Origin of the sequence: Amycolatopsis azurea DSM 43854 (assembly GCF_001995215.1) — a bacterium.
Taxonomy (GTDB): domain Bacteria; phylum Actinomycetota; class Actinomycetes; order Mycobacteriales; family Pseudonocardiaceae; genus Amycolatopsis; species Amycolatopsis azurea.
In genome coordinates this window covers 294747-314191 of record NZ_MUXN01000027.1, presented here as the reverse complement: position 1 = coordinate 314191, position 19445 = coordinate 294747, and the positions used below count along the sequence as shown (strand labels likewise).

The window sequence follows — 19445 nt, the reverse complement described above, 5'->3', positions numbered from 1 at the left end:
ATGCAAAATCCCGACATTTCACCGCCTCATCTCGCATTTCGTCCTCTGGGTGCGGTTGTTCGGGGCGCGAACTACCGCATTCAGAGGACGAAATGCGTGAGTGCTTGGCGTCGGCGCGGTCGACAGGATACTGTATGCAATCTGGTCTTTCGGCAGAGCGGGAGGCACGTCATGAAGGTCGCTGTTCTGGGAGCGGGGGCGATCGGCGCGTACGTCGGGGCCGCGCTGCACCGAGGCGGGGCGGAGGTCCACCTGATCGCGAGACGGGCGCACGGCGAGGCGATGCGCGCCCACGGCGTGCGGGTGCTCAGCCCGCGCGGGAACTTCACCGTCCGGCCGCACGTCACCGACGATCCGGCGCAAGTCGGTCCCGCCGACTTCGTCTTCCTCGGCCTGAAGGCGAATTCGTACGCCTCCTGCGGTCCGCTGATCGCGCCGCTGCTGGGCGAGGACACCGCGATCGTGGCCGCGCAGAACGGGATCCCGTGGTGGTACTTCCACGGTCTCACCGGGCATCCGCTCGAAGACCGTCGTGTCGAGACGGTCGATCCCGGCGGCGCGGTCAGCCGGGTCCTGGAGCTGAGGCGCGCGATCGGCTGTGTCGTCTACTGTTCGACGGTGATCGAGGAACCCGGCGTGATCCGGCATCTCGAAGGGACCCGATTCGCTTTGGGGGAGCCGAAGGGCGGCGTCACGTCGCGTTGCGCGGCGCTCGCCGACGCGATGATCGCGGGCGGGCTGAAGGCGCCGGTCGAACTCGACCTGCGCGACGAGATCTGGGTCAAGCTCATGGGCAACGTCGCCTTCAACCCGCTCAGCGCGCTGACCAGGGCGACCATGGTCCAGATGTGCGAGCATCCGGACACCCGCGAGCTCGTCACGACGATGATGAACGAAACCCTCGCGATCGCCCGCGCCGCGGGCGGCGACCCCAGGGTGTCGGTCGAGAAACGCATCAACGGCGCCTGGCGCGTCGGCCACCACAAGACGTCGATGCTGCAAGACCTCGAAGCGGGCAAGCCCTTGGAGATCGACGCGATCATCGGCGCCGTCGTCGAACTCTCGGAACTGACCGGCGTGCCCGCCCCCGCGCTGCGGCACGTCCACGCCGCGATCGGCCTGCTGGACCAGACCGCGAACGCCGTTCCCGTCGGAGCGCACTGAATCGGAGGAACCCGATGAAGCGCAAGAACACCGAGCCGTACGTCCGGCTCACCCAGCCACTGGTCCGCGACTCGGGGACGCTGCGCCCGGCGACCTGGGAGGAGGCGCTGGAACGCGCCGCCGCCGGATTCCGGCGCACACTCGACACCAAGGGCCCCGAGGCGTTCGGCATGTTCTCCTGTGCCAGGGCGACCAACGAGATGAACTACGTCGCGCAGAAGTTCACGCGCTCGGTGATCGGCACCAACAACGTCGACTCGTGCAACCGCACCTGTCACGCGCCGAGCGTCGCCGGGCTGGCGCGGGTGTTCGACAGCGGTGGCGGGACGTCGTCGTACCAGGAGATCGAGGACGCCGACGTCATCGTCGTCTGGGGCGGGAACCCGCGCGAAGCCCATCCGATCTTCTTCCAGCACGTGCTCAAGGCCGTCCATCGCGGCGCGAAACTGTTCGTCATCGACCCGCGCCGCACCAGCACCGCGAGCTGGGCGCACCGGCAGCTCCAGTTGCACGTCGGCACGGACATCCCGCTGGCGCACGCGATCGCCCGCGAGATCATCCACTCGGGACTGGCCAACACCGCCTTCATCGAACGCGCCACCGAAGGATTCGCCGAGTTCGCGGCCTCGGTCGAGCCGTGGACGCTCGAGGTCGCCGAAGAGACGACGGGCGTCCCGGCCGAGCTGATCCGCGAACTCGCGCACACCTACGCCCGCGCGGATCGCGGTCAGCTGTCGTGGACGCTCGGGATCACCGAACATCACAACGGCACCGACAACGTCTTGTCGCTGATCAACCTCGCGCTCCTGGCCGGACACGTCGGCCGGTACGGTGCTGGCCTCAACCCCCTGCGCGGACAGAACAACGTCCAGGGCGGCGGGGACATGGGCGCCATCCCGGACCGGATGCCGGGATTCCAGAACATCCTCGACGCGGACGTCCGCGCGAAGTTCGACACGGCTTGGGGCTCGAACATCCCGCCGCACAAGGGACTCAACCTCACCCAGATGCTCGACGCGATGGAACGCGGCGACCTGACCTGCGTCTACATCATCGGGGAGAACCCGGTGCAGTCGGAGGCGGACTGCGAGCACACGATCAAACGCCTGTCCAATGTGGACCATCTGGTGGTGCAGGACATCTTTCTCACCAAGACCGCGCAGCTCGCCGACGTCGTGCTGCCCGCATCCGCGGCCTGGTGCGAATCCGACGGCACCTTCACCAACAGCGAACGCCGGGTCCAGCGGGTCCGCAAGGCACTCGAACCGCCCGACGGCGCGCGCGACGACATCCAGCTGCTGTGCGAACTCGCCCGGCGTCTCGGCCACGATTGGAACTATCAGGGCGGGGAGGACGTCTGGGACGAACTCCGGACGCTGTCCCCGATGCACGCCGGGATGAGCTACGCGCGGCTGGAGGAACTCTGTGGCATCCAATGGCCCTGCTACCGCGAAGACGAGCTCGAACCGACGTTCCTGCACGGCCGCCTCTGGGAGGAGGACCCGGCGAAACGCGGCCGCCCGGCGCCGTTCACGGTGATCGCGCACAGCCCGCCGGTGGACCTGCTCACCGAGGACTTCCCGATCCGGCTGACCACCGGACGACGGCTGGACTCCTACAACACCGGCGTCCAGTCCGGCGGTTTCCCGTCGCCGTTGCGTCGCGGGGAGACCCTCGACCTCTGCCCGGCCGACGCGGTGAAGCTCGGCGTCACCGAGGACGAAGTCGTGCGGATCTCGTCCCGCCGGGGCGAGATCGAGGCGCCGGTCCGGATCGACGAGGGGCTGCGTCCGGGCCTGGCGTTCATGACCTTCCACTTCCCGGACGAGATCGACGTCAACGTCATCACCATCGAGGCGACCTGTCCGGTCGCGGGGACGGCCGAGTACAAGGCCGCCGCGATCCGGGTCGAGAAGCTGCCCGCCGCCGTGTGAGGAGTCCGGAATGGACCTGCGCTTCCTGAACGCCGAACCGGCGGAGATCGAACGGGACGCGGTCGACGCGCTCGGTGCCACCCGCCGCGACCAGCTCTTGCCCGCCCTGCACGCGGTCAACGACCGGGTTGGATGGATCAGCCAGGGAGCGTTGAACCACATCTGCCGTCGGCTGAACGTCCCACCGGCCGAGGCGTACGGGGTGGCGAGCTTCTACGCACTGTTCTCGCTCAAGGAGCGGCCGCCACGCGTGGTCCACGTCTGCACGGATCTGGCGTGCCGGGTGAACGGCGCGGACGCGGTGTGCGATGCGCTGGCCGGTGTCGAGGGAGTCACTTGGCACCGGAGTCCTTGCCTGGGTGTCTGTGAGCGTGCCCCCGCTGCGCTGATCTTCCAGGCGGGCGACCCCGCCGAAGAACGGCTGATCGCTCCGGTCACACCGGGCGAGGTCGTTCATCCGCCTGACGGGGACGAAGCGCCGGTTTCCGTTCCGCAACAAGGGGAACCGGGACTGCGGCTGTTGCGCCGGGTCGGGGTCGTCGATCCGGGGAGCCTGGACGCCTATCGTGCCGCCGGTGGCTACGCGGCCTTGCGGAACGCGTTGGTGCTCGGTCCGGCCGGGGTCATCCGCGAGGTGACCGAGTCGGGGCTGATGGGCCGGGGCGGGGCGGCGTTCCCGACCGGCCGGAAGTGGGACGCCACCGCGCGGCAGGCCGAGCGGACGCGCTACCTCGTCTGCAACGCCGACGAGAGCGAGCCGGGCACGTTCAAGGATCGCGTGCTGATCGAGGGGGATCCGTTCGCGCTCGTCGAGGCGATGACGATCGCCGCGTTCGCCATCGGGGCCCAGAAGGGCTACGTCTACCTGCGTGGCGAGTACCCGCGTGCACTGAAGGTGCTCCGGAACGCCATCGAGGTCGCCCGTGAAAGGGGGTTTCTGGGCGAGAACATCATGGGACGCCAGGGTTTCTCGTTCGACATCGAGATCAGGCGGGGCGCGGGCGCCTACATCTGCGGTGAGGAAACGGCGATCTTCAACTCGATCGAAGGTTTCCGCGGCGAGCCGAGGACCAAGCCGCCGTTCCCCGTGGAGAAGGGGTTGTTCGGCAAGCCGACGGTGGTGAACAACGTCGAGACCCTGGTCAACATCCCGCTGATCCTCACCGAAGGCTGCGAGGCGTATCGCCGCATCGGGACCGAACGCTCGGCCGGGCCGAAGCTGTTCTGCCTGTCCGGCAACATCCGGCGTCCCGGCGTGTACGAGGTCCCGTTCGGCACGACGTTGGGTGAGTTGCTCGAACTCGCCGGGGGAGTGCCGGAAGGCCGCGAACTCAGGGCGATCCTGCTCGGCGGCGCGGCCGGCGGATTCGTGCGCCCGGACGAAACCGGCCTCCCGTTGACGATGGAGGACGCCCGCGCGGCGGGTACCACGCTCGGCTCCGGTGTCGTGCTGGCGCTGGACGACCAGGCCGACCTCGGCGGGTTCCTGCTGCGGATCGCGTCGTTCTTCCGTGACGAGTCGTGCGGGCAGTGCGTCCCCTGCCGGATCGGAACGGTGCGCCAGGAGGAGGCGCTGCACCGGATCGTCGGCGGCCGCAGGCTCGGGACCGGTGGGGACGATCTCGCGCTGCTGCGCGAAGTCGGTCAGGTGATGCGGGATTCGTCCATCTGCGGACTGGGCCAGACCGCCTGGAACGCCATCGAGTCGGCGATCGACCGGCTCGGCGCGCTGGAGGAACGATCATGACCATTGTCGGACTAGGACTCCCGCGTCGGCTCGTCGAGTTCACTGTGGACGGTGAGACGGTCAGAGTTCCGGAGTGCTCCACGATCCTCGACGCCTGCGCCGCCGCGGGCAAGGACATCCCGACACTCTGCTACGGCGACACGCTCGAACCGGCGAACGCCTGTCGTGTCTGCATGGTGGAGGTCGAAGGATCGCGCACGCTCGTCCCGTCGTGCTCCCGCAAGGCGGAACCGGGGATGGTGGTGCGGACCGAGACCGACCGGACCCGGCTCAGTCGCCAAGTGGTGCTGGAACTGCTGGGCTCGGCCACGGATCTGTCCACCACTCCCGACGTCGCGGGCTGGATGGCCGAGTGCGGAGCGGAACCCGAGCGTTTCGGGCCGCCCGCACCGCCTTCGGACGACCGGGACGAGCGGCGTCCCGGAGAACACGAGATCCCGGACGGTCTGACGGCGGCGACGGTGCGGCAACCGGCCAAAGTGGACAATGAGCTCTACGTCCGCGACTACGGGAAGTGTATCCAGTGCTACAAATGTGTCGACGCGTGCGGCGAGCAGTGGCAGAACACCTTCGCCATCACCATGGCGGGACGCGGTTTCGGCGCACGGATCTCGACGGAGTTCGCGAACCCGCTGCCGGACAGCGCGTGTGTCTACTGTGGAAACTGCGTCGAGGTCTGCCCGACCGGCGCGCTGAGTTTCAAGCGCGAGCATGACAAGCGTGTGGACGGAACCTGGGACGAGTCCCGGCAGACCGCGACGACCACCGTCTGCACCTTCTGCGGGGTCGGCTGCAACCTCACCCTGCACGTCCAGGACAACGAGATCGTCAAGGTCACCTCTCCGCACGAGAGCCCGGTGACCCACGGGAACCTCTGCATCAAGGGCCGCTTCGGCTGGCAGCACGTCCAGAACCGCTGACAGGCTCCCAAAGGCGAGGGCGGCGGCGACCAGGCGACCAGGGTGCCGAACCGTGGAGGGCCTCGTGAGTGGTAAGTGCCGTTCTAACGGCACTTACCACTCACGACCACCTCGACCGCTCGCCTGCCTCCGCCGGTGTCGCGAAAGCCACTTTCGGGACACCAGACAGGACACCAGACGCCGCGAAAGTGGCTTTCGCGACGCTTCCGAGCCTTCGTCACCCCGCGAGGACCGCAAGACCGCGGTGAAGGGGACTTTCCGCGCGTGCCATGAGCGGAAAGTCCCCTTCACCTCATTGATCGCCACGGACCTGCGGCAAACGCCGGTATACCGCCCGTTGACCGATGACAGGTCAGCGGGCTATTCTCGATATACGAAAGAAAGTTTCCGCAGAGCGAAATTACAGAGGTTTCGATGGCTGATCTTGCCGGTTCGCGTCACGCATTGCCCTACGTGCTGAACCTGTCGCTGGTCTTCACCGAGTTGCCACTGCTCGACCGGGCGGAGGCGGCGCGCGCGGCAGGCTTCACCGCGGTCGAGTACTGGTGGCCGTTCGAGACGCCGGTGCCGGACGCCGCCGAGGTCGACGCGTTCGTGGCGTCGGTCGAGCGGGCGGGCGTCGCGGTGACCGGGCTGAACTTCTTCCCCGGTGACATGGCGGGCGGCGACCGCGGCCTGGTCACCTGGCCCGGCCGCGAGGACGACTTCACCCGCGGCGTCGCCGCCGCGATCGACCTCGGCGAACGGCTCGGCTGCCGCCGGTTCAACGCGCTCTACGGCAACCGGATCGACGGCGCAGACCCGGCCGCGCAGGACAAGCTCGGCCTGTCGAACCTGGCGCTCGCCTCCGACGCGGCGGCGCGGATCGACGCGGAGATCGTCCTGGAACCGCTGTCGGGGGCGGAGAAGTACCCGCTCAAGACAGCGGACGACGTCCTGAAAGTGCTCGACGAACTCGGGCGGGACAACGTGAAGCTGCTGGCCGACCTGTACCACCTGGCGGTCAACGGTGACGACCTCGACACGGTCACGACCGTCCACACCGGACGGATCGGCCATGTGCAGATCGCCGATGCCCCAGGGCGCCACCAGCCGGGGACCGGAACGCTGGACATCGAGGGTTACCTGGAAAAGCTGCAGGCGGCGGGCTACCGCGGGCAGGTCGGGGTGGAGTACAAACCCGACGGGCCGAGCGCGGATTCGCTGTCGTGGCTGCCTTTCGAACGAAGGGGATTGGCATGACCAAGCTGGGATTCATCGGCCTGGGGATCATGGGCGGGCCGATGGCGGGACACCTCGTCGCCGCCGGCCACGAGGTGAGCGGATTCGACACGAACGCGGACGCGCTCGCGAGGCTGGAGGCCGCGGGTGGCCGCGCGGCGAACGGGGTGACGGACGCCGTGGCCGGCGCCGAGGTCGTCATCACCATGCTGCCGAACCACCCGCAGGTCGAGGCGGTCGTGCTGGCGGCGGGCGGCGTGCTGGAGTCGGCGAAGCCGGGCACTCTGCTGATCGACATGAGCACGATCCGGCCGGAGACCTCCATCGAGGTGGCCGAGCGGGCTGCCGAACGGGAGATCCGCGTGCTCGACGCGCCGGTTTCCGGTGGCCAAGCGGGTGCCGAGCAAGCCTCACTGTCCATTATGGCCGGTGGTGACGCGGAGGACTTCGCCATCGCGCTCCCGATCCTGGAGGCCGTCGGCAAGACGATTGTCCACGTCGGGCCGCACGGCGCCGGTCAGGTGGTCAAGGCCGCCAACCAGCTCGTGGTCGGCGGGACCTACGGCCTGATCGCCGAAGCCATCGTGCTGCTGGAGGCGTCCGGCGTCGACGCCGGTGTCGGGCTGGACGTCCTCGCGGGCGGCCTGGCGAGCAGCCGGATCCTCGAACTCAAGCGGAAGTCCATGGTGGCAAGGGAATTCGCGCCGGGCTTCCGGATCGATCTGCACCACAAGGACATGGGCATCGCGCTCGCCGCCGCCAGGCAGGCCGACGTCGCGCTGCCGATCACCGGGCTGGTCGCCCAGCTCGTCGCCGCCGGACGGGCGATGGGCCACGGCTCGCTCGATCACTCCGCCCTGCTGAAGGTCGTCGAAGCGCTGTCCGGCGCGGAAAGCAAGGAGTGACGGATGCCCAGAATCCCCGCCATGCAGGCCGTCGTCGACGTCCTGGTCAGTGAGGGCGTCGACACCGCGTTCGGCTGCCCCGGCGCCGCGATCCTCCCGCTTTACCACGCGATGCAGGACAGCGGCATCGAGCACCTGATCGTGCGTCACGAAGAGGGCGCCACCCACATGGCCGACGGCTGGGCCCGGACCACCGGCAATGTCGGCGTCGCGATCGGCACCTCCGGGCCCGCCGGGACGAACATGATCACCGGGCTCTACACCGCGCAGGCCGACTCGATCCCGATCCTGTGCATCACCGGGCAGGCCGATTCGCGGAAGCTGCACACCGAGGCGTTCCAGGCCGTCGACATCGTCGAGATCGCCAAACCGGTGACGAAATGGGCGGTGCAGGTCAAGGAGGCGGCCCAGCTGCCGTGGGTCTTCCGGGAGGCGTTCCGGATCGCGCGGTCCGGCCGCCCGGGCCCGGTGCTGATCGACCTGCCGATCGACGTGCAGCGGCAGGAGATCGAATGGGACTCCAGCATCGACTCGCCGCTGCCGGTCATCAGGACGACGCCGTCACCGGCGAGGGTCGAGCGCGCCCTGGATCTGTTGCTGGCCGCCGAACGGCCGCTGATCCTCGCGGGCGGCGGCGTGGTGCTCGGCGGCGCGAGCGACCGGCTGCGGACCGCGGCCGAACTGCTCGGCGTCCCGGTCGGGGTGACGCTGATGGGCAAGGGGACCTTCCCCGAGGACCACGAACTGTTCGCCGGCATGGCCGGCATCCAGACGTCGCAGCGGTGGGCGAACGCGGCCTTCCTCGAAGCGGATCTGGTGCTGGCACTCGGCGCGCGGTTCGGCGACCGGCACACCGGTGACCTCGACGTCTACCGCGGGAGCCGGAAGTTCATCCACGTCGACATCGAGCCGACGCAGCTGGGCAAGGTATTCGGGCCCGACCTCGGGATCGTGTCGGACACGGGCGCGTTCCTGGACGCGCTGATCGAAGCGGCGTCGAAGCGTTCCCCGGCGCGAGATCGCGCCTGGCCGCGGCGGATCGGCGAGCTGAAGGAGAGCCTGCCGCGGCGCGAGGACTTCGAGGACACGCCGATCAAGGCGCCCCGGGTTTTCAAGGAGATCAACGAGTTCTACGGCGAAGACGCCTACTTCGTCACCGCGATCGGGCTGTACCAGATCTGGTCCGGGCAGTTCCAGCGCGCGCACAAGCCGCGCCACTACCAGGTGTGCGGCCAGGCGGGCCCGCTCGGCTGGGAGATCCCGGCGGCGATCGGCGTCAAGAAGGCGAAACCGGAGGCGGAGGTCGTCGGCGTCGTCGGGGACTACTCGTTCCAGTTCCTCGTGGAGGAGCTGGCGGTGGCCGCGCAGTACGACGTCGGGTTCGTGCTGATCATGCTGAACAACGAGTACCTCGGGCTCATCCGGCAGGCCGAGACCGGCTACGAGATGAACTTCGAGGTCGACATCCATTACGACAAGAACGGCACGGACAACGTGAAGGTCATGGAGGCCTACGGCTGCTCCGGGACCCGCGTGACCGAGCCGGGCGAGATCCGGACGTCGCTGGAGTGGGCGCGCAAGGAGGCCGAGCGGACCTCGCGGCCGGTGCTGGTGGAGATCATGATCGAACGCGAAGGGAACGCCGCGATGGGAAAGGCGCTCGACAGCGTCGTCGAGTTCGAGCCGATCGCGGGCTGATGACGGTGCCCGGCCGTCGCCCCGTGGCGGCCGGGCACCCTCAGCTCGTCAGGCCTTGCCCTGGTCGTTGCTCAGCCACTTCTCCGGCCGGACGCGGACCAGCACGGAGTTGTCGCTGAGCGCGCCGTCGACGTACTTCGTGCCTTCTTCCCCCGGCAGATAGCGGTGCGCGATCTTCAGCGCCTGCTCACGGGACGGCGGCGCGTCGTTGGCGACGACCGGACCCTCGGCCGTCACGTACTTGTACGGAAGGGTCTCGGACTGCGCGACGAGGCTGAGCCTGCCCGCCTTCTTGATCGCCTTGTCCTTGACCGAACCGCCGTCCATCCAGATCAGGAGCTCCCCACCGGGCTCGTAGTCGTACCAGACCGGCACGGCCAGCGGGGCCCGTCCTTCCCGTTCCACGGCCAGGACCCCGATGTGGACCTCACTCAGGAAGGCTTCCCGTTCCTCGGCGGTCATGACGAAAGACGACATCCGTGTCTCGCTTCTCTCGATTGACGATCTACGAGAAGCGACAACGCGGCCCGGGTTCAGGACATTCCGGGCACCAGGCGGCGAAGGCGCGTGAAGGCCCCCTTCCCTCGGCTCAGCCGAGGGAAGGGGGCCTTCACGCGCTACGGGGTCGGTGAGGTGGAGCTGGAGTTGCCCGCCGGGGTCGAGGACGGCGCCGCGGACGTGCTGGACGGCGAAGGAGTCGTCGAAGGCGGAGGCGTGCTCGACGGCGGCGTGGACGAGGGAGGTGTCGACGAGGGAGGCGTCGAGGACGGCGGAGTGCTGGTCGGCTTGGAGGACGAGCTGCTGCTCGGGGGAGCGCTGCTGCTCGGTGGGAGCGACGTGCTGGGCGGCGGAGTCGTCGGCGGCGTGGTCGTGCCGGGCGGGGGAGTGCCGGGCAGCGTCGGGACGGGGAGCTGGCCGCCGGGCGTGTCGGCGGCGACGTTCGAGGAGTCGGGCGCGCCGACCGGGACCTGGCTGTCCGGGAACGTCGCCACCCCACCGCGATAGGCGACCGCCCAGCGGATCACGGTGTCCACATAGGACAGCGAGTGGTTGTAGCGGTACACGGCCACGCGCTGGGTCTGCTCGGACGTCAGGTCGACGCCGCCGGAGCAGAGGTAGCGGCCGGAGCCCAGGGTCGCGTCGTAGATGTTGTTCGGGTTCGACTCGCCGTCGCCGTTTCCGTCGGACGCGTAGCCCTTCCACGTCGACGGGATGAACTGCGTCGGGCCGACGGCGCGGTCCCACACTGTGTCGCCGTCGTATTTGCCGCCGTCAGTGTCCGGGATCGCGGCGAACGGCCCGGCGCCGTTGAGCTGCGGGCCGAGGATCGGTTCGAGGGTGTTGCCCTTCGCGTCGACGTAACCGCCGCGCGCGTGGTTGGACTCGATCCGGCCGATGCTGGCGATCAGCGCCCAGTCGATGTGACAGCCGGGTAGTTCCTTCGCGAGGATGTCGGCCGCGTTCTTGTACGCCTTCATCATGCTCGCCGGGATGCCGAGCGCGCCCGACGGCGCGAACGAGCCGCCGACGTTGCCGGTACCGCCGGGGACGGTCAGCGGATCCGGATTGGGCGGCTCGGGCAGGCTGCCGTCGACGGCGATCTCCGGGACCGTGCCCACCGGCGGCTGCCAGGCCGCGGCCTGGTTCTGCGGAGCGGTGGGCTTCGGTGCGGCGATCGGGGCATCGGGACCCGCCGACGCGGTGACCGCGGGCAGGACCGCGAGCGCGCCGCCGGCGAGCGCGAAGGCCGTCCGGTGCCGGGCGGACAACTTGTCCGTCTGTCGGGGGCGGTGCTTCGGCATGTTCTCTCCCGCAAGGTCGGCTCCGGGCAAAACTATCCGATACAACCGAATTCTGGGGAGGACACAACGAAAAAGCCGCGAACCTGTCGAGTTTTCGTCCGCCCGGCACAAGACCTTCGTACTGAAGTTGTCAATTTCACGCTGAGTTCACCGAAACGTCAGCAGAATCCTCGGGCCCTCCGTGGAGTCGGCCTGAACCGTGTGCAAAGAGGTCTTTGCACAATCGTCTTTGCACGGCTACCTTGGTGTCATGACCGGTCCGCCGACGCCCGAAGAGATCACCGATCCCGCCGTGCTGAAGGCGATGATGCATCCGCTGCGCCGCCGGATCATGGAGTCGCTGGGCCGCGCACCCGCGACGGCGACGAAGCTGGCCAAGGAACTGGGGGAGAGTTCGGGCGCGACCAGCTACCACCTGCGGGAACTGGCGAAATACGACTTCATCGACGAGGCGCCGGAACTCGCGCACGGCAAGGAGCGCTGGTGGCGGGCCAGGCAGCGCGACATCCGCTGGCCGAGGCACAGCGAGCAGAGCGAAGAGATGCGGGCGGTGTTCGACGAGGCGCATCGCGCGGCGTTCACCGAGGACCTGGAGCAGATGGCGCGCTTCCTGAGGCGCCGCGACGAACTGGGCGAATGGGGTGACGCGCTGGTGTTCTCACGCGGCGCGGTGCACGTGAACCTCGACGAGCTCAAACAGTTCTGGGAGGAGTACCTGGAACTGCTGCGCCGCTACTGGCGGCCGGAACCCGGACCGGACGCGCGAAAGGTGTACGTGCGCTGGACGGCGTTCCCGGATCCGGACGAGGAGTGAGAGGGGGAAGCTGAGAGAACCGGTGGGAGAGCGGCCACTCGACCACCGGAGCGCGTCACCACGCCGGACGGCGTGTCTTCACGAACGACTCCACACAAAAAGGGGGAGCAGCATGCTGCTCTGGAAAAGAATCGCGGCCGTCGGCGCCGTGACGAGCCTGCTCGCGGCGGGGACCGCGACGGCCGCGCAACCGCCGGATGGAGCATCCCGCGCCGACGCCACCATCCGCTACACCGAGTACGGCATCCCGCACGTCGTCGCCGGCGACTGGGTGAACCTGGGCTTCGGACAGGGCTACGCCGCGGCCAAGGACAACGTCTGCGCGATCGCGGACGTCGCGGTCACGACCCGGGCCGAGCGGTCCCGCTGGCTTGGCCCGGACGCACCGCCGACGAGCGGGGTGAGCCAGGCGAGCACGAACCTCGCCAGCGACCTCTACTTCCAAGGGCTCAACGAAAGCGGCGTCGTGGAGCGGATGCTGGCCGAGCCGGCACCGCGTGGGCCGTATCGAGAGGTCCGCGAACTGATCCGCGGCTACGTCGAGGGCGTGAACAAGTACCTGCGCGCCGGTGAGATCACCGACCCGGCCTGCCGGGGCGCGGGCTGGCTGAAGCCGATCACCGAACTCGACGTCTACCGGCACAGCCACGCGGTCGGGATGATCTTCGGACAGGGCGGGGTCGCGGACTCGATCACCGCGTCCCTGCCGGGCGCTCCGCCCGCGGGCACCGGCCGTGAGCAGATGACCGGCCAGACCGGGATCGGCAGCAACGCCATCGCGGTCGGCAGGGCCGCGTCGGCGAACGGCCGCGGTGTCTCGCTGGCCAACCCGCACCTGCCATGGCAGCTGAGCGGCACCAGGCTGTGGCAGTCGCAGCTGAGCCTGCCGGGCAAGCTGAACGTCAGCGGCGCCGGAATCCCCGGTATCCCGCTGATGTGGCTGGGACACAACGAAACCGCCGCCTGGAGCGGTACCGCCACCGACACGACCCGGACGTACACGCTGTTCGAACTGAAGCTCGTGCCCGGCTCGCCGACGACCTACCTGGTCGACGGCAAGCCCGAGCGAATGCGGCGCACCGACGTCGGCGTCCTGTCCCGCAAGGCAGACGGCACCCTGGAGCGCGTCGTGCGTCCACAGTGGACGACCAGATACGGTCCGGTGACGACCCGGCTCGGGGAGCGGGAACTGCCGTGGACGGCGTCGAGCGCTTTCGCGATCGCGGACGCCAACGCCGGGAACCTTTCGATGACGAACTCGATGTTCGAGATCGCCCGCGGCCGGACGGCGGGGGAGATGATCGGCGCGGTCCGCCGGACCCAAGGGCTGCCGTGGATGAACATCATCGCCACCGACGACCGCGGCCGGGTGGAGTACAGCCAGATCCACGGGGTCCCGCACGTCACCGACGAGAAGGCGGCGCGCTGCAACACCCCGCTGGGCAAGGAACTGTTCGATGCCAAGGGGATCGCGGTCCTCGACGGTGCCAGGACCGCCTGCGCGTGGGGTCGCGACCGTGACGCGCTGCGGCCCGGCGTCTTCGGGCCGTCCAGCCTGCCGACCCTGAGCCGGGACGACTATCTGGCGAACTCGAACGACAGCTACTGGCTGTTCAATCCCGCCGAACCGAAGACCGGCTTCCCGCGGATCGTGGGCCCGGTCGGGTACGAGCAGAACCTGCGGACGCGCGGCGGGTTCGCCGAGATCGCCGACCAGCTGGCGAAAGGCGGCTTCACCGGGCAGGCGATGCGGGACCTGATGTTCTCGCACCGGGACCACGCCGCCGAACTCGTGCGGGACGACGTCGTCGGGATGTGCCGCACGATGTCCGACCTGGACGCCGCGTGCACCGCGTTGGCGAACTGGGACGGGCGGTCCGACACCGGCAGCCGGGGCGCGCTGCTCTTCGACCGGTTCTGGTCCACAGTGGACAGGATGGGCTCCGAGATCTGGAAGGTTCCGTTCGACGTCAAGGACCCTGTCCGCACGCCGAACACGCTCGACACCGGGAACGCCGCGATCCGCAAGGCGCTCACCGACGCCGTCACGGAACTGAAGGCGGCGAACATCCCGCTCGACGCGCCCTACGGCGATAACCACTACGTCGTGCGCGGCGGCAAGAAGATCCCGCTGGGCGGCGGGAGCGCCGGTCGTGGCGTCTACGACTCCCTGGGAGGACCTTGGGATCCGGCCCGCGGCTACACCGAGATCGTGCACGGCGGGACGTACCTGCACGTCGTCGCGTTCAACGGTACCGGCTGCCCGGACACGACGACGTTGCTGACCTACTCGCAGTCCGCGAATCCGGAGTCCGCGCACCACAGCGACCAGACGGAGCTGTACGCGCGCAAGCAGTGGGTCACCGAACGGTACTGCGAGAAGGACATCCTCACGTCGCCGTCGCTCGACGTGGTCCGGGTGAGCAGGCGATGATCGCGGCACTGTTCGCCGCGGCGGTGCTGGCGGTGTCGTCGCCGGTGCCCGCCGCCGCTCCGGACGGCGACGTCTCGTTCACCAGCCACGGTGTGACCTTGCGCGGATCCGTGGTCGCGCCGGAAGGCGGTGGTCCCGCGCCGGGCATCGTCATGGTGCACGGCTCGGGCGAACACGACCGGGACGACTACCGTGCCGAGGCCGAAGCCTTCGCCAAGGCGGGCATCGCGACCCTGATCTACGACAAACGGACCGAGGGCTATTCGCTGTTCGAGCGGGACTACTCGGTCCTGGCCGACGACGCGCTCGCCGCGGTCCAGACGCTGCGCTCGCGTCCCGGCGTGGATCCGGCCCGCGTCGGGGTGTGGGGATTGAGCGAAGGGGGCTGGGTGGCGCCGTTGGCGGCGTCGAGGTCGACGGACGTCGCCTTCGCGGTCACCGTCGGGGCCAACGGGGTCTCGCCGGATCGCCAGCAGTCGTGGGCCTTCGAGACCTACCTGCGGCACGGCGGGGTCACCGGCTCGATGGTGGACATGGTGGCGTCGACGAACATGCGGACCCTCGCGGGCGCGGGCGCGTTCCCCGAGGCCGGGTACGACCCGGTGCCGGTGCTGGAGAAGGTGCGGCAGCCGGTGCTCGGGCTGTGGGGTGAGCTGGACCGGCTGACGCCGCCCGGCGAGGCGGTCCGGATCTTCCGGGAAACGCTGGAACGAGCGGGGAACCGGCAGTACACGCTGAAGGTGTTCCCGCGGGCGCAGCACGGGCTTCGGCAGACCACGGACGGTTTCGACAAGCTCGACGGCTTCGCTCCCGGCTATCTCGACCTCGTCGCGAACTGGGTGAACGGACCGAAGGACGGCCCCTCTGCCGATCCGCCTCCGGAACAGGCGAGCCAGAGTGCTGCTCTGGAGCCGCTGTCCTGGTACGAGGCGCCGTGGATCCAGATCGGCGTGTGGGCCTTGGCGTTGCTGGCGTTCGCGGCCTATCCGGTGACGGCGTTGTTCCGCCGACGCAAGGATGCTCCGCTCGCCCGGCCCGCGCGCTGGCTGGCGTCGACCGGATTGCTCGGCACGGCGGGATTCCTCGTCTACTACGTCGTGCTGACGACGGGGGCGGCGATGGCGCCGGGGCCGGTCCTTTTCGGACGGACGTTGCCGTGGCTCGCGTTGCAGCTGGTCGCGGTCGGTGTCGTCGTCGCCGGCGTGGTCACCGCGGTTTCGTGGTGGCGACGGCGGAACGAGACGAGCGGAGGAACCCGGGTCGGGCTGCTGCTGGCCGGAGCCGTGCTGTTCGTGCCGTGGGCCGTCCACTGGGGACTGCTGGTGCCGTGAAATGAGCCTGGGTGCCGGGCGGCCACCCGGCACCCAGGCGAACGGAAGCCGCGTCACCACGCCCGAGGGCGTGTCTTCACGAACGGACCTCCGGGTCAGAAGATACTCAGGACTTCGGGGTGACGGCGAACCGGCGCAGCTCCAGCGCCGGGTTCTTGGCGCGAACCTCGGAGATCCGCTCGGCGGAGACCTCGCCGGTCGCGGTCCCGGTGCGCTCGCCGAGCGAGGCGACGACGACGCCCATCGGGTCGACGATCATGCTGTGCCCCGAGCCTGCCGGAGCCGCCTGTCCCGCCGCGACGAGATAGATCGTGTTCTCGATCGCCCGTGCCCGGACCAGCGTGGTCCAGTGGTCCTCCTTGAGCGGGCCGGGCATCCACTCCGCCGGGAGCAGCACCGCGTCCGCGCCCGCATCGACCAGGCGGCGGGTGACCTCCGGGAACCGCAGGTCGTAGCAGGTCTGGAGGCCGAAGGTGATCCCGTCGACCTCGAACGTCTCGGGGGTTTCGATGTCTCCGGGGCGAACCAGCTCCGATTCGCGGAATCCGAAGGCGTCGTACAGGTGCAGCTTGCGGTACAGCGCCGCGATCGACCCGTCGGGACCGGCCGCGACGAGCGTGTTCGAGATCCGTTCGCCGCCGGGGAGCGCTTCGTTGATGCCCGCGACGACGGTGATCTGCCGGTCCTTCGCGAGACCGCGCAGCTCGGTGACGAACGGTCCGTCGAGTTCTTCGGCCGAGGTCACGAATTCCCGGCTCATCGTCGGTACGGTGAACAACGAGTACTCGGGCAGCGCGACCACCCGCGCGCCGCGGTCCGCCGCTTCGCCGACGAGGGCGGCGACGCGGGCGAGGTTGGCCTCTTTGTCGTTGCCGGGCGCGAACTGCGCCACCGCGACGTGCACCATGGGACCCCTTCCGATAAGTGGAGCTCTTGTATACATGATGGATACTTGGCTGGTCCAGGTGTAGGGTCTGTCGCGGAAAGTGACTACACAGAGGGGGAACGAGATGACTGTGACCGCCGAAGGGGGCGGCCCGGCGCGCGAGCGGGTCTACACGTGGCTGCGCGACGGAATCATCTCGGGCGAGCTGGAAGGCGGCCGCTTCCTCGACGAAATGTGGGTCTCCGGCGTCGTCGGCGTCTCGAGGACGCCGGTGCGCGAGGCCTTCCACCGCCTGGCCGCCGAGCGGTTCATCAGTCTCTTGCCGCGCAAGGGCGCGCAGGTGCGCACGGTCACCGCCCGGGAACTGGAAGAGGTCTATCAGAGCAGGCGGCTCATCGAGGGGCACGCCATCGCGGCGCTCTGCGCGAACCGGGCAGGCGCCCCCGCCGAGATGGCGGAACTGATCGACGAGATGGCGCGGGCCGGTGCCGAAAGCGACTGGTTCGCGGTTTCCGGACTGGACCGGCGGTTCCATCGCGCGATCGTGAACGCCGCCGGCAACTCTGTGCTGACCGAGCTGTACGACACGCTCCGCTCGCGGCAGCAGCGGGTCACGGTCCGCGCGCTGGAGGCGCGGCCGGAAAGGCTGACGGTGATCAACGACGAACACCGGGCACTGGTCGCCGCCCTGAACGACCATGACGCGAAAGAGGCGTCACGGTTGCTGGAGCAGCATTTGCGCCCGGTGTCCGAAGTGATGTCGGTGCTGCCTCAGGAAGGCTGACCCGGCTGGTCGTGCGTCGAGCAGTGGATCCCGCCGCCGCCCGAGGCGATGGTCGAGATCTTCACCGGCACGATCTCGCGGCCGGGGAACTGGTCCCGCAGGACCTGCTGCGCACGTTCGTCCGCCTCCGCGTCGCCGAACTTCGGCACGAAGACCGACTTGTTCGCGACGTAGAAGTTGGCGTACGAGATCACGCTGTCCTCGCCGTAGCCTTCGACCTTCTCCGGATCCGGCTGGACGAGGTCGATCACCTTGAAGGGCTTGCCGTCCGCGTCGGTGGCGCTCGCCAGGACCGACCTGGCCTGATCGGCCGCGCGGGACCATGAGTCGGGCGGGGTGCCGGGCGCCGCCTTGTCCAGGAGGACGACACCGGGCGAGGTGAACCGGGCCAGGCAGTCGACGTGGGCGTCGGTGATGTCCTCGCCGCGGACACCCGCGAACCAGATGACCTTCCGGACGCCGAGAACCTTCTTCAGTTCGTCTTCGATCTCCTGGCGGCTCTTGCCCTTGTTGCGGTTGTCGTTGACCAGCGAGCTCTCGGTGACCATCAGCGTGCCCGCGCCGTCGGTCTCGAACGAACCGCCCTCGGCGGTGATCCAGGTTTCGGTGCGGGCGAGGCCGTATTTGCCCAGCACGGCACGGGCGACGGCCTTGTCCTTGTCGTGCGGGTTCTGCTTGCCGCCCCAGCCGCTGAAGTTGAAGTCGACGCCCCCGACCTTGCCTGCTTCTTCCACGAACACCGGCACCGTGTCCCGCGCCCACAGGTCGTCGACCGGGATCGGGACGACCTCGACGGTGTCGCCGCACGCCTGCTGGGCGGCCTCGGCGTGCTCGGGCCGGGCGAGGAGCACCACCGGTTCGAAACCGGCGATCGCCTTGGCCAGCCCGGCGATCTCTTCGCGGACGGCGGGCAGGTCCTCCGCCCAGATGGACTTCGACGCCGGCCAGGACAGGTAGGTGCGTGCGTGGCTTTCCCATTCGGCGCCCAGCCTCCTGGCCCCTGCCGCGGCGGGCTCCGGTGACCCCGCGGACGGTGCGGGCGCGGCGGTGTTCCCTCCCGGATCGGAACACGCCGCGCTCCCGACGGCGACGGCGCCGACCGCGGTCAGGGCGCGCAGAACCGTGCGGCGGGGCAGGGACGAATCGAACACAGTGCACTCCTTGGCTGAGCTGGTGCCGACACGATAGCATCCTGACTGAAAATTCAGTCAGGACCGAACCGCTAGGGTGAACACTCGTGTTCGAACGTCAGCAGAAGATCTTGGAAGCGGCCGTGCGGGTGATCGCGCGCAGCGGTGTGCGGGGCCTGCGGGTCGAGAAGATCGCGGCCGAGGCCGGGATCTCGACTTCGCTGATCTACTACCACTTCACCAACCGCGCCGGGCTGCTCGGGAAGACCCTGGAGTTCGTCAGCGATCGCGCCGCCGCCTACACCGAAGAGGCCGCGGCCGAGGCGGCGGATCCCCGGGCCGAGCTGGAACTGATGCTGTTCGGGGAACTTCAGGACACCCAGGCGGTGCGGGAGAACAGCACGGCGTGGGGCGAGCTGCGGGCGAGCGCCGTCTTCGCCCCCGAACTGCGTGAACCGCTGGCGGAGTCGACCCGGGTCTGGGTGGACGAGGTCGCCGACGTGATCCGGCGCGTCGACAGCACCGGTGTCAAGGCGGAAGACGCCGCGGAACGGCTCACCAGCCTGGTCGAAGGACTCAGCGAGCGGTGGCTTTCTGGTTCGATGGACCTGGACCGGGCGCGGGACCTGCTGCGGGGCGCGATCGCGCTGGAACTGGACGGACTGGGGGACTGAA

The 19445-nt window shown here is 69.1% G+C and carries 16 protein-coding genes; 12 read left to right on the top strand and 4 right to left on the bottom strand.

The genetic code is table 11. From position 1 onward, the window contains the following. Positions 1–171 precede the first annotated feature (171 nt). From B0293_RS36340 to gcl, 7 genes are all read left to right on the top strand, one after another. Positions 172–1164: a 2-dehydropantoate 2-reductase gene (locus B0293_RS36340; protein ID WP_005158979.1), complete on the top strand. Its 993-nt coding sequence runs from the start codon at positions 172–174 to the stop codon at positions 1162–1164. Positions 1165–1178: 14 nt separating this feature from the next. Beyond that, entirely contained in the window at positions 1179–3098 is a 1920-nt protein-coding gene (locus tag B0293_RS36335) for a molybdopterin oxidoreductase family protein (RefSeq protein WP_005158978.1), read from the top strand. Between the two features lie 10 nt (positions 3099–3108). Then, positions 3109–4845: an NAD(P)H-dependent oxidoreductase subunit E gene (locus B0293_RS36330; protein WP_005158976.1), complete on the top strand. Its 1737-nt coding sequence runs from the start codon at positions 3109–3111 to the stop codon at positions 4843–4845. Then, positions 4842–5765, top strand: a complete 924-nt coding sequence (locus tag B0293_RS36325) for a 2Fe-2S iron-sulfur cluster-binding protein (protein ID WP_005158975.1) — start codon at positions 4842–4844, stop codon at positions 5763–5765. The genes B0293_RS36330 and B0293_RS36325 overlap by 4 nt, the downstream gene beginning before the upstream one ends. Positions 5766–6179: 414 nt before the next feature. Beyond that, positions 6180–7007, top strand: coding sequence for a hydroxypyruvate isomerase family protein (locus tag B0293_RS36320; RefSeq protein WP_005158972.1), 828 nt, complete (start codon positions 6180–6182; stop codon positions 7005–7007). Further along, positions 7004–7891, top strand: coding sequence for an NAD(P)-dependent oxidoreductase (locus tag B0293_RS36315; protein WP_005158970.1), 888 nt, complete (start codon positions 7004–7006; stop codon positions 7889–7891). The genes B0293_RS36320 and B0293_RS36315 overlap by 4 nt, the downstream gene beginning before the upstream one ends. A gap of 3 nt (positions 7892–7894) precedes the next feature. Beyond that, positions 7895–9589, top strand: coding sequence for a glyoxylate carboligase (gene gcl / locus B0293_RS36310; RefSeq protein ID WP_005158968.1), 1695 nt, complete (start codon positions 7895–7897; stop codon positions 9587–9589). 48 nt (positions 9590–9637) lie between these two features. Here gcl and B0293_RS36305 read toward each other — a convergent pair whose 3' ends face one another. Together B0293_RS36305 and B0293_RS36300 are read right to left on the bottom strand one after the other, a co-directional pair. Then, entirely contained in the window at positions 9638–10066 is a 429-nt protein-coding gene (locus tag B0293_RS36305; protein ID WP_005158967.1) for a pyridoxamine 5'-phosphate oxidase family protein, read from the bottom strand. 140 nt (positions 10067–10206) lie between these two features. Then, on the bottom strand, positions 10207–11391 hold the full coding sequence (locus B0293_RS36300) for a lytic transglycosylase domain-containing protein (RefSeq protein WP_005158963.1): 1185 nt from the start codon (positions 11389–11391) through the stop codon (positions 10207–10209). Positions 11392–11641: 250 nt separating this feature from the next. On the opposite strand from B0293_RS36300, the gene B0293_RS36295 reads away from it, so the two are divergent. The 3 genes from B0293_RS36295 to B0293_RS36285 all read left to right on the top strand — a co-directional run bounded on the left by B0293_RS36295 (position 11642) and on the right by B0293_RS36285 (position 15970). Next, the gene (locus B0293_RS36295; RefSeq protein ID WP_005158961.1) at positions 11642–12205 is read left to right on the top strand and encodes an ArsR/SmtB family transcription factor; all 564 of its coding nucleotides are present in this window, start codon (positions 11642–11644) and stop codon (positions 12203–12205) included. Positions 12206–12317: 112 nt separating this feature from the next. Further along, on the top strand, positions 12318–14639 hold the full coding sequence (locus tag B0293_RS36290) for a penicillin acylase family protein (protein ID WP_005158959.1): 2322 nt from the start codon (positions 12318–12320) through the stop codon (positions 14637–14639). After that, positions 14636–15970: an alpha/beta hydrolase family protein gene (locus tag B0293_RS36285; protein WP_005158957.1), complete on the top strand. Its 1335-nt coding sequence runs from the start codon at positions 14636–14638 to the stop codon at positions 15968–15970. Before B0293_RS36290 ends, B0293_RS36285 begins: the two co-directional genes overlap by 4 nt. Before the next feature lie 106 nt (positions 15971–16076). On the opposite strand, the gene B0293_RS36280 is transcribed toward B0293_RS36285, so the two are convergent. Further along, entirely contained in the window at positions 16077–16877 is an 801-nt protein-coding gene (locus tag B0293_RS36280) for a carbon-nitrogen hydrolase family protein (RefSeq protein WP_005158955.1), read from the bottom strand. Positions 16878–16980: 103 nt separating this feature from the next. On the opposite strand from B0293_RS36280, the gene B0293_RS36275 reads away from it, so the two are divergent. After that, entirely contained in the window at positions 16981–17640 is a 660-nt protein-coding gene (locus tag B0293_RS36275; RefSeq protein ID WP_209437299.1) for a GntR family transcriptional regulator, read from the top strand. On the opposite strand, the gene B0293_RS36270 is transcribed toward B0293_RS36275, so the two are convergent. Beyond that, positions 17628–18791 carry an agmatine deiminase family protein gene (locus B0293_RS36270; RefSeq protein ID WP_005158949.1) on the bottom strand — a complete coding sequence of 388 codons (1164 nt, stop codon included), beginning with the start codon at positions 18789–18791 and terminating at the stop codon, positions 17628–17630. The genes B0293_RS36275 and B0293_RS36270 overlap by 13 nt on opposite strands. 86 nt (positions 18792–18877) lie before the next feature. Between B0293_RS36270 and B0293_RS36265 the strand changes: the two genes are divergently transcribed. Then, positions 18878–19444, top strand: coding sequence for a TetR/AcrR family transcriptional regulator (locus B0293_RS36265; protein ID WP_005158947.1), 567 nt, complete (start codon positions 18878–18880; stop codon positions 19442–19444). Position 19445: the final 1 nt, after the last annotated feature.